Consider the following 11,635-nt stretch of genomic DNA (forward strand, 5'->3'; position numbering starts at 1 on the left):
AAAGTATGATGGCATAAAATAGTAGTATATCCGTGATATCTAGCGAAATGAAAGAAAAACTGATTATACAGAAGCGAGGGGTTCTTATGGATCAGGTACTTACAAACGAACAGATGGATACTTTAGGAGAAATTGCCAACATCAGTATGGGTAATTCCGCGACCACACTCAGCATGATGGTCAATAAAAAGGTGGATATAACCACACCTAATGTTTCCGTGATCAAGCGCAGCGAGACTCTCGATGATTATGAGAATACCTGCATTTTTGTTCAGATTCACTACGTTAAGGGACTGACCGGCAATAACGTTCTCATTCTCAAGGAGAATGATGTTAAGGTTATGACGGATCTTATGATGGGTGGAGACGGTACCAACACTAACTGTGAGATAACAGATCTTCATCTTTCCGCAGCTTCGGAGGCCATGAACCAGATGATGGGTGCTGCGGCTACGTCTCTTTCTATGATGCTCAGTGTTCCTACTGATATCAGTACTCCTGTTGTCAACAGAATAGATGTCGACAGTGTCAAGATTTTTGAAAAGAGTTTTGAAATCGAGTACGATAATTTTGTCAAGATAGCTTTCAAGATGACTATCGAAAATCTCATTGATTCAGTTATGGTTCAGCTATACCCTGTTCAGTTTGCCCGCGAGATGTGCGATAAATTTATAGCAAAGGAATAGTGTACTTGTGAAATAAGCACACCGGTAAATCAGCTCACATGAATAAAGCAGAAGTATTAGAAATAAGGAAACAATTTACACCCGACAGATGTACTATCGATCACATCTGCGGGTGTTATGTTGATGGCGAAAAATCAAAGCGCCTCGTATTTAAAAAAGCATTCGGAAGCATCCCCGATGAGGAGATGTTCAAGTATCTCGATATTTTCAAACACACACTCACAGGAGTATTCGGGAAAAGTCTTATAAATCTCGAATTCCCGCTTGACCAGGAAGAGCAGGGAGGAACTCAGGAGTTTTTACTGCGTCTTCGTGATTCCCATCTTGAGGATGACAGTCTTATTGATGAATTCTATGACAAGATTATTGCCAATCTTTTTATGGAAGAGAACTATTATATAATCCTCGTTCATGCTGTCTATGATATCCCCGGAATGACAAGGGACGGAATAGAGATGGAGGATGCATCGGAGAATATTTACGATTACATTCTCTGCAGTATTTGCCCTGTTAAGCTTTCCAAGGCAGGACTTGGCTATAATGAAAAGACCAACGAGATAGAGGACAGATACCGCGACTGGGTTGTGGATGCGCCTTCCAAGGGTTTCCTTTTCCCTGCATTTATTGAGAGAAATGCGGACATCCACAACATGCTCTATTTTTCAAAAAAGCCCGAGGACCTTCAGCCCGAGTTTATTCAGGCACTTTTCGGAGGAAGGGCACCTATGTCTGCACCGGAGCAGAAGAACCTCTTCCAGGCGCTGGTTGAGGAGACAATTGGGGAAGAGGCCGACTATGATGTGATGAGGAATATTCATGAAAATCTGAACACAATGCTCGAGGATCATGAGGAGGATGAGGTTCATTTCGAACTTTCAAAGGAAGATGTAAAGCATCTTCTCTCCGATAGCGGTGTTCCGGAGGAGCGAATGGACTACTTTGATCACAACTATAAGGAAATAGTCGGAGAGCAGGAGCAGCCGCTTCTTGTAACGAATATTGCAAACACCAGAAAGTTTGATATAGAAGCACCCAATGTAGTCATCAAGGTTAAGCCCGACAGAGCGGATCTTGTGGAATCCAGAATCATCGACGGCAGGCAGTGCCTTGTAATCGAGGTGGACGACCACATCGAAGTAAACGGGGTAAATGTACGCACTTTTATTAAGGAGTAAAGCCTTCCCCTTGGGGGAGAATAAAACAAAAGCCTTCCCCTTGGGGGGAAGGTGGCACGAAGTGCCGGATGAGGGGAAAATAAAAAACTCACAAATTGTATACAATTTATGTTAAGAATATCATATAATATTATAGAACGCTTCGGCGTTCTAATTTTTTCAGAGGATGGTGAATAAATGGTAAAGAAAATTCTTGGGGAATTACATGAATTCAAACTGCCAAGTATACTTACACCCCTGTGTATGATAGGAGAGGTTATCTGCGAGATGATCATCCCCGTCCTCATGGGTAGAATAGTAGACCTTGGAATTAACGGCGCTGACATGAACTACATCATCAGAGTAGGTTTGATGATGATAGTTGTGGCAATTTTAGGATTGCTCGCAGGTATCGGCGGCGCCTTCTACGGATCTAGGGCATCCACGGGACTTGCCAGAAACCTGCGAAAGAGAATGTTTGATAATATCCAGACCTTCTCCTTTGCAAATATAGACAAGTTCTCATCATCAGGTCTGGTAACAAGACTTACCACCGATGTTACGAATATTCAGAATGCCTACATGATGATACTCAGAATGGCAATGAGAGCACCGGCATCGATGATAATTGCTCTTGTTATGTCATTTATTATCTGCCCCAGGCTTGCGCTGGTATACCTGGTTGCGGTTATCTGCCTTGGAGCTTTCATCATTTTTATCATGAGCAAAGCCACCAAGTATTTCAGAGAAGTATTTGAAAAATATGACAGACTCAATGAGAGCGTACAGGAGAATGTATCCGCAATCCGCGTAGTTAAGGCTTATGTTCGCGAGGAGTATGAAAACAGTAAGTTTAAGACAGCCGCTCTTAATATCTATGAGATGTTTGTAAGAGCAGAGAAGGTTGTAACTTTGAACGGTCCTGTTATGACAGCAACAGTTTATGTTTGCATCCTTCTTATAAGCTGGATGGGTGCTCATATGATCGTTTCAAATGAGCTCACTACCGGCGCGATGATGAGTCTTCTCACCTACTGTATGAATATACTGATGAGTCTCATGATGCTCTCAATGATATTTGTTATGGTGACCATGTCATCTGCCAGCGCAAAGCGTATTGCAGAAGTTATCGATGAGGAGACAAGTATCTCCAATCCCGATCAGCCTGTTATGGAGGTAAAGGACGGAAGTATCAGATTTGATCATGTTGATTTCGCATATAACACCGAGTCCGAAGAACCTGTACTTAAGGATATCAACCTTGAGATCAAGTCCGGAGAAACCATCGGAATAATCGGTGGAACGGGTTCAGCGAAGTCTTCACTTGTTAATCTGATAAGCCGCCTCTACGATGTTGAGAAAGGCAGCGTAAGTGTTGGCGGAATCGACGTAAGAAAATACGATATGGAAGCCCTTAGAAATCAGGTTTCCGTTGTTTTACAGAAAAACGTGCTGTTTAGCGGAACCATCTATGAGAACCTCCGTTGGGGAGACAAGGAAGCAACTGATGAAGAAGTAAGGAGAGCCTGCGCATTGGCTTGTGCCGATGAGTTTATAGAAAAAATGCCCGAGGGTTATGATACCTTTATCGAGCAGGGCGGAACTAATGTTTCAGGTGGACAGAGACAGCGACTTTGTATTGCAAGAGCGCTTCTTAAAAAGCCCAAGATACTTATTCTGGATGACTCCACCAGCGCTGTTGATACCGCAACAGATGCGAAGATAAGAAAGGCCTTTGCCGAGGAGATCCCGAATACCACAAAGCTTATTATTGCTCAGAGAATATCCAGTGTTCAGGACTGTGACCGCATTATAGTTATGGATGATGGTAAGGTTGACGGCTTCGGAACACACGAAGAACTCCTTGCAAATAACACGATTTACCGCGAGGTTTATGAATCTCAGGTTGGTTCCAGCGGCGACGCTGATTTCGATGAAGGAGGGGATAACTGATGGCAGAAGAAAAAGTTAAAGAGGTACGAGGCCCCGGAAATCGTCATATGAGAGGCGGCCCGAAACCAAAGATAAAAAATCCCGGCAAGCTTTTCATGAGGCTTATGTCGTATGTATTTAAAGACTATGGAATTCACATGGTACTTGTTGTTATCAGTATCATCCTTTCCGTTATAGCGAGCGTTCAGGGAACGATGTTTACCAAGACTCTGATAGATACTTATATCACACCGCTTATCGGTCAGGCGAACCCGGATTACGGTCCCCTTGCAAAGGCAATCGGAAATGTGATCATTTTCTATGCAATTGGTGTTGTTGCAGCTTTTGTTCAGGCGAGACTGATGATTTATGTGGGGCAGGGAACCCTTCGAAATCTTCGAATCGAACTGTTTAACCACATGGAATCTCTTCCGATAAAGTACTTTGATACTCACGCTCACGGTGACATCATGTCAATATACACCAATGACATTGACACACTCAGACAGATGATCTCCATGAGTATTCCGCAGCTTTTAAACAGTGCGATCACTATTGTCAGCGTGTTTATTTCAATGATTGTATTAAGTGTTCCGCTTACTATTGTGACACTTATAATGGTTGCACTTATGATTTTCCTGTCTGCAAAGGCAACCGGAGCGTCAGGTAAAAACTTCGTTGCACAGCAGCAAAATCTTGGTGCGTTAAACGGCTACATCGAGGAGATGATGACAGGCCAGAAGGTTATCAAGGTGTTCTGTCATGAAGAGGATACTATAAAGAGATTCGATGAGCTCAATGAGGAGCTTTACCAGAGTGCCTACAAGGCAAATGCTTACTCAGGCATCCTTGGACCGATAAATGCACAGCTCGGAAACTTAAGCTACGTTGTATGCGCGATCGTAGGTGGTGCAATAGCTCTTAATCAGTATCTTGGCTTTACAGTAGGAGGACTTGCAAGCTTCCTTACATTTAACAAGAGCTTTTCAATGCCTATTAACCAGGTGTCCATGCAGTTTAACAGTATTATCATGGCACTTGCAGGAGCTGAGCGTATTTTCAATCTTCTTGATGAACAGTCAGAGACAGATGATGGCTATGTAATGCTTGTTAATGCCAAGGAAGAAAACGGACAGATTGTTGAATCTAAGGAATTTACAGGACGCTGGGCATGGAAGCACTATCACAAGGCTGAGGGTACAACAACCTTCCAGCCCATGGAAGGCGATGTTACCTTCAATGATGTTGACTTCGGCTACACAGATGATAAGATGGTTCTTCACAACATCCTTCTGCACGCAAAGCCGGGACAGAAGGTTGCGCTCGTTGGTTCTACCGGTGCAGGAAAGACCACAATTACAAATCTGATAAACCGTTTCTATGATATTCAGGATGGTAAGATCAGATATGATAACATCAACATCAACAAGATTAAGAAACCGGATCTGAGAAAGTCCCTTGGAATGGTTCTCCAGGATACACACCTGTTTACGGGAACAGTTGCAGAGAACATACGCTACGGTAAACTCGATGCAACTGATGAAGAGGTTAAGGCAGCAGCCAAGCTTGCCAATGCACACAGCTTCATCAAGAGACTTCCCGAGGGCTACAATACAATGCTTACAGGCGACGGAGCAAATCTTTCACAGGGTCAGCGCCAGCTCCTTGCCATCGCAAGAGCGGCAATTGCCAATCCGCCTGTACTTATCCTTGACGAGGCTACGAGCTCCATCGATACCCGTACAGAGAAAATTGTTCAGGATGGTATGGACAAGCTGATGCATGGTCGTACAACCTTCGTAATTGCCCACAGACTGTCCACTGTTAAGAACTCAGACTGTATCGTAGTTCTTGAGCAGGGCCGCATCGTGGAGATGGGTACTCACGACGAACTGCTTGAACTTAAGCAGAGATACTACCAGCTGTATACAGGTAATAAACCGGAAATGGTTACCGCATAATATTATTTAGATATGAAGATGGCCGAGCAGTTTTTGCTCGGCTGTTTTTTATATGCTAGCAATTATTAGCAATAAAATAAGGATAAAGGTAAAGATTTGTTGTATGCCAGAAGGGAGAAAGAAGGCCCATGAGGGTCAAATGAAGGCCAATGAGGGTCAAATGAAGGCCAATGAGGGTCAAACGAAGGCCAATGAAAAGGGAAACAACAAAAAGAGAAGAGATATATTAATTTGTTGAATGATAGAGAAAGGATGTGCAACAAAAGAAGACGTGATATAAAGATTTGTTGTATGCAAAGAAAGGATAGACAACAAAAGAAGATGTAACGCAATGATTTATTGTTTGCTAAAGAGTAGGCATACAATAAAGTGAGAAGGAAAGTAGAGATTTGTTGCATAGAGAAAAATGAGGAACAATAAAACGAGAAGAAATACAGAGATTTGTTGCATATAAAGAAATTGCTAACAACAAATCAAAAAGTAAAAATGATATTTGTTGCATGGCATAAGTTTATCTATCAATAGCAAAATTATTTATGATATGAAAAGGGCTACATATGAAAAAGGGCTACCAAAGTGGCTAAAAAGCTGATATATTGAAGAACAGTATGAGAAAAATATAAGGGCTTATGGCTTGGAAATAATAGATTGGGAGGATGAGAAAATTGAGAAGATTTACAAAACTATTTGTTATCTTGGGGATAAGTACTCTTATTGCAGGTTGCACTCCTACAGCGCAGGATGGAAGTGTGACAATTTCTGAGGGTAATGATGCAGTAAGCACTGCAGATGATCAGAACGTAGCCGATGATAGTGCTACTAACGAGGATAATATGAGCACTGAAGATACAGACGCTGCAGATAATACAAGTGATTTAGCTACATCTGAAGATGTCGAAAGCAAAGAAGATTCTCAAAGTGAAGGAGATGCGGAAGATAAAGAGAACAGTGATAATTCACAGGATGCTGACAATACCGCAGATGAGAAAAATGGCGAATCCGATCTCTACGACGCTTTTCTTGTAGGCGACAGCACCCTTAGTTTCGATTACTACATGAATAATGTATTCCAGGATTCCGAGTATCGTTCTTATGTGGATGATATTATTTCCTATGTTCCCACAGATAGGGAATACACGCTGAGTGAACTTAGAAATACACTCCAGGGTATTCTCAATAATGATGCGTATTACTTTGCTGGCGGCGACATTGAAACAATGGAGTATGCCTTCATCGATTGCGGAGCAGATGATGTAAGAGAGATGGCCCTGAAAATGGTAGGACCCTTTGTGGAACCCGGAAGCGAACTGACTTTGGTAATAAAAGAGCTTGAAGGAAAACTTCAGGTTATATATGCATTTGCATCCTGGTCCAGAAGTCAGACAGATATCTATGAATACGGCATTATATCCGGAGGAGGAAGTAACGGAGCATCCAACCATGGATGGGATGAAGCTTATATTAATGCTGACGGAAAATATCAGTTTGGCTACTACGAAGAGCAGGAAATGGACTTCGAGATGTTTGCAAACTACAAAGACCATGCCAATTTTGACTTATCAGATATTGAGGGAAGCATGACTATCTATAATCTTCAGCTTGAGGAATGGAGCAAAGACAAAAAGATAGAACAGTATTATTCCTTCGAGGTCTATGATAATGAGACCTATGAAACCATGAACATTCCGAATCTCTATACCGACAGCAAATACAAAGATGTTGTGGATTCCTTCAAGGATTGTAAGTTTGTATCAATGGATGAACTCTATAAAATCGAAGCAGATAAAATGGAATCCATCGGTGTTACAGATAAAATCAAGAACGGAAAAATGCCGACCTATAGCAACATAAATCTTTATATGCTTGATAGTAATACTTCAGGGGAGACTGATAATAAGAAAGCGGAAACAGATAACAAGTCTTCAGAGACTATTGTAGATGATGGCACTCTTCAGTCAGAGCTTGCAAAGGTAGAAGCAAAGTACCAGGAATACGAAAATCTGGATTGGGCATCCATGCCTCAGCAGCCGGCGAATGTGACTACATATGAGATGTATACCCTTTGGGATGAAGAGCTTAACTCTCTTTGGAGCAGACTCATTGAAAAGGTAACTCCCGAGGAAAAAGAGGAACTTCTTAATGATCAGCGCGCATGGATTAAGCGTAAGGAAGCAGCTGTTAAGGAAGCGGGAAACGAAGCACTCGGCGGAACCCTCCAGCCCCAGCTTGAAAACGGTACAGCCTGCGTCTATACAAGAAAGAGAACCTACTATCTTGCAACTGTTCTTGCAAAGGCACTCGGCGAGGACTTTGAGATTCCGAGCAAAGTTGAAAAGAGCTATTCAGACGTAGATACGGAACAATAACAACAAGCTCGAATTTAAACGTGAATATAAAATAAAAAGTAGAAGCGGAGGCATTCAAATGCCTCCGCTTCTACTCTACCCTCAAATCAAAATATGTATTCGGGTAGGGCTCATTAGCAAGAGTGAAGTGCCACCATTCGTTTTCATAAGGCTCAAAGCCGGCATGCAACATGATATCTCGTAATAAGGCGCGGCCTGCGCGCTGAGCATCTGTAAGATCCGGGTGATCATAATGGCTGATATCACCGAAAAAGTCAAAGTATCCACCCATATCAACATCACATCCGCGGGACATGTCAAAGAGAGTAAGGTCTACAGTGCTTCCCCTGCTGTGACCGGAGTGCTCTGCGATAAAGCCGAGCGTAAAGAGTTTTTCCTTAGGCACTTCCGGATAGAAGACTTTCTTCATTCGCTGGTCCTCTAAATCCTTTGCCCATCTCACGAAATGATCCACGGCTCTCTGAGGTCTGTAAGCATCATATATCTTAAGACGATACCCCTGATTAATTGCTTCATCACTGGCAGCCTTAAGAGCTGCAGCAGCTTCCTTTGTCAAAAGAGCTGTCGGCTGAGTGTACCCGTCTATTCTGTCACCTATAAAATTAAAAGTTGAATAGTAACGTATTTCCAGAATTACATCACCTGCTACATCAGGAATTTTCACAAAGCCTGATGAATCCTGATTTTCTGAATGATTTTTCATATCTTTCATATCTTTCATATTAAGCTCCTAAAATTGAACCAATAATAATACCAAGCCATGTGCCTATAACATAGCCAAAAGTTCCCACCAGCATACAAGGACCAACCAGCTTTGTCCAACCGAGTGAAATAGCCATTCCTGCAGCGGTGGTGGGGCCACCGATGTTGGCGTTGGAAGCCAGGATGATGTCCTCGAGATCTATTCGCAATAGTTTACCGAATCCAAAACAGAAAATCATATTAAATACCACTAGGATAAAGCAGAACAGTAAGAGTAGAGGCGCGTTCTGAATGATCATGATGATGGAAGCCGGTACACCGATAACGAAGTAGAACAGATAGATAAGCCAGGTTCCAATCTCCTTGGCGCCATGCATTTCTTTAGCTTTGCTCTCGAAGCAGGAAGCGAACACCATGGAAACGTTGGTAATCCAAACATACTGGCTTCCGAAGAAGGTGTTCAGCATCTTTAAAAATCCGTTGCTGTCGGGGATAATTCCCGATAGGAATCCGGCAATAAGTTTTGAAACAGTCACAACTATTACTGCGTATGCCAGAGAAGCAGCTATGTCTTTTAATGAGATATCGTGTCGCTCCCAGTAGCTTGCAGCAAGAGTCTCACCTGCCTTATCAGATCCGGCCTTTTCCACTTCGTCGATGTGAGGATGAGTGTAATGTTTTTTGAAAAAGGCGCTTGAAGCGATGCCGAGAAGAATCATAAAGTATACTGCCATGTTCAGGTTATCTGCCACGGTGGCAGCAGAGATTAGACCTCCGCTGACGTGAAAAGCGTCGGCGACGGCAGTAAAGTTTACTCCTCCGCCAATGTAAGAACCGGTCATCATGGCTGCGACTCCGGGGAGCCCTTCCACAAGCCCTGACAAAAGCATTGTTCCAACAAGAGCACCGGCAAAGGTACCGGCGGCACCAACGAGAAATATCACCATAAATTTGCCGGTTTCCCGCCATATTTTTATGACGTTGGCATCCAGAAGGAGCAGTGGTATCGCCAACGGAACGGCATATCCCCATACGATGTCATCAAAGACAGGGGCACTGGTAGGGATAACGCCAAGGTTTGTAAGAACAACTGCTATGAGTAGGGTGATTATGGCGCCGGAGATTCTTGAAGCCCATTTATATGTCTGTTCAAGATAGATGGCAAGAAAGGTTGAAAAAAACAATATTGATAAAAGTGGCCAGTTATTATCCGGTGATATAAGTGTGTTCATAAAAATTGTCTCTTTCTATTTTGATATTTTTATTACTGCATATATTTATTATCTAACAAATTTCTATGGATGAATATAGAGATTATTCTTCATTTTAACTCTTGTTAGGAGGTGGTTCCTTTTATGGTAAAAAAGTTGTCTAATCTATTATTATTATTTGTCGCGTTATCCCTAATAGTTTGTCTTTGTTGTCCAAGCAGTGTTTATGCAGCATCTAAAGAAGATTAAGCAAAAAATGCAAATTCTTATGTCAAGAGTAGTGCGTCTCCAATGTTTGGAAGAAACGGGTACAAGTGGGATGCTTCTTATAAGAAGACAGGAAAAGGTTATAAATTTACTGTTAATATGACGGGAGATACCGCACGTGGATATAAAATGTATTCATATTTTCATTCTTATAGCTATAACCACATAGGAATGCTGATGAACAAACTCTCGAGGAAACTCCGGAGCAATGTACAAAAGAAATACAAATTAAAGAATGCAAATGTAGTAGTTGTACTGAAATCAAAAGACGGAAAGATTATAAAGAAATCCCAAAATGGATCCATTGTATATGATAAATACTGATCATTTGAATTATTGAATAGCAGAAGAAAATATATTGAATATGCCGCCCCAGTAATGGGGTGGCATTGCTTTTGAACTGAATTCTTCCCGCATTGCTAAATGTTTACAGGAAAAAAAGATAATGTTTATACACATTTAAGAAAAACCAATAAGGCGCATTGCTATAATATTCATAAGAATCTGTTTTCGGGAAAAAGTAGCTGTTTTACTGTGCATTATCAATTTGAAACAGTTAATACTATTGCTTTATCCCGCTCTGGAAGGAGGTCCTTATGCAGAATAAAACCGGTACAAGATTTTTGAATTATCTGTCATGTCTGATGCTTTCAATTATTGCCGCGTTTATTTTTTTACCGGCAGGAAAGGTCTATGCAGATGGTGAAGAGCTTTGGGTTAATGGTATACAAGTATCGGAAGCTAATGCCGAAAATGTTTTAGGAGATCCCCATACTCCGCATGATGTTATCTATAGTGCAGGTGCTAACACACTGTATCTAAATAACAATGTTGAGATTACTCAGGGGCATTCAATGCCATTTACGGATGGGTCAAATAAGACTATCGGAATTGCCAGCAGTCTTTCTACATTGGATATTGTCGGGAGTGCGACAATATCCGGCTGTGACATCGGAATAGGTATGATGGGCAACGAAGCTTATCGAATAGAAGGAACTGAAACCGGTATTGTTATAACCCTAAAGTCGTAAATTAGATACTCAAAACGATTATTTACTCATTTTTATTGCTTGGCCATATGGCGCAAATCCTTGAAAATACTGACATTTAAGCGCTTTTTGTATTGACTTTTATTTGAGTATATATTATAATAAATATATACTCAAATAAGGAGAGTGCCTTATGCCAGCAAAACCATCAGGAGAGATCAAAACAAAAATAGTACGTCAGCCTCAGAAGAACGGTGATATCTACATTCTGGAGAGGCAAACCATCTATGATCCCGACAAAAAATACAACAAAGTACTAAGCAGCAAGCTGATAGCCAAAATCCCAAAAGGGGAAAAAGATCCAGTT

General features: G+C 41.7%; 9 protein-coding genes. 7 read left to right on the top strand and 2 right to left on the bottom strand.

What is annotated here, in order from left to right; all coding sequences use genetic code 11:
- Positions 1-86: 86 nt before the first annotated feature.
- From fliY to BLR42_RS08330, 5 genes are all read left to right on the top strand, one after another.
- Complete coding sequence (gene fliY / locus BLR42_RS08305; RefSeq protein WP_091868193.1) at positions 87-686, top strand: flagellar motor switch phosphatase FliY; 600 nt, start codon at positions 87-89, stop codon at positions 684-686.
- A 38-nt stretch (positions 687-724) separates the two neighbouring features.
- Complete coding sequence (locus BLR42_RS08310; RefSeq protein ID WP_022761639.1) at positions 725-1,861, top strand: DUF4317 domain-containing protein; 1,137 nt, start codon at positions 725-727, stop codon at positions 1,859-1,861.
- 177 nt (positions 1,862-2,038) lie between these two features.
- The gene (locus BLR42_RS08315) at positions 2,039-3,793 is read left to right on the top strand and encodes an ABC transporter ATP-binding protein (RefSeq protein WP_091868195.1); all 1,755 of its coding nucleotides are present in this window, start codon (positions 2,039-2,041) and stop codon (positions 3,791-3,793) included.
- Complete coding sequence (locus BLR42_RS08320) at positions 3,793-5,733, top strand: ABC transporter ATP-binding protein (RefSeq protein ID WP_091868197.1); 1,941 nt, start codon at positions 3,793-3,795, stop codon at positions 5,731-5,733. Before BLR42_RS08315 ends, BLR42_RS08320 begins: the two co-directional genes overlap by 1 nt.
- 665 nt (positions 5,734-6,398) lie before the next feature.
- Positions 6,399-8,099 carry a lysozyme inhibitor LprI family protein gene (locus BLR42_RS08330; RefSeq protein WP_170832688.1) on the top strand — a complete coding sequence of 567 codons (1,701 nt, stop codon included), beginning with the start codon at positions 6,399-6,401 and terminating at the stop codon, positions 8,097-8,099.
- A 70-nt stretch (positions 8,100-8,169) separates the two neighbouring features.
- On the opposite strand, the gene BLR42_RS08335 is transcribed toward BLR42_RS08330, so the two are convergent.
- Both BLR42_RS08335 and BLR42_RS08340 read right to left on the bottom strand, forming a co-directional pair.
- On the bottom strand, positions 8,170-8,820 hold the full coding sequence (locus BLR42_RS08335) for a M15 family metallopeptidase (RefSeq protein ID WP_242879271.1): 651 nt from the start codon (positions 8,818-8,820) through the stop codon (positions 8,170-8,172).
- A 1-nt stretch (position 8,821) separates the two neighbouring features.
- Complete coding sequence (locus BLR42_RS08340) at positions 8,822-10,033, bottom strand: DUF819 family protein (RefSeq protein WP_091868203.1); 1,212 nt, start codon at positions 10,031-10,033, stop codon at positions 8,822-8,824.
- A gap of 270 nt (positions 10,034-10,303) precedes the next feature.
- On the opposite strand from BLR42_RS08340, the gene BLR42_RS08345 reads away from it, so the two are divergent.
- Both BLR42_RS08345 and BLR42_RS08350 read left to right on the top strand, forming a co-directional pair.
- Positions 10,304-10,603 carry a hypothetical protein gene (locus tag BLR42_RS08345; RefSeq protein WP_091868205.1) on the top strand — a complete coding sequence of 100 codons (300 nt, stop codon included), beginning with the start codon at positions 10,304-10,306 and terminating at the stop codon, positions 10,601-10,603.
- A gap of 272 nt (positions 10,604-10,875) precedes the next feature.
- Positions 10,876-11,310, top strand: coding sequence for a hypothetical protein (locus BLR42_RS08350; RefSeq protein WP_091868207.1), 435 nt, complete (start codon positions 10,876-10,878; stop codon positions 11,308-11,310).
- Positions 11,311-11,635 lie beyond the last annotated feature (325 nt).

The organism is Butyrivibrio sp. INlla16, from assembly GCF_900104155.1.
Taxonomy (GTDB): Bacteria; Bacillota; Clostridia; order Lachnospirales; family Lachnospiraceae; genus Butyrivibrio.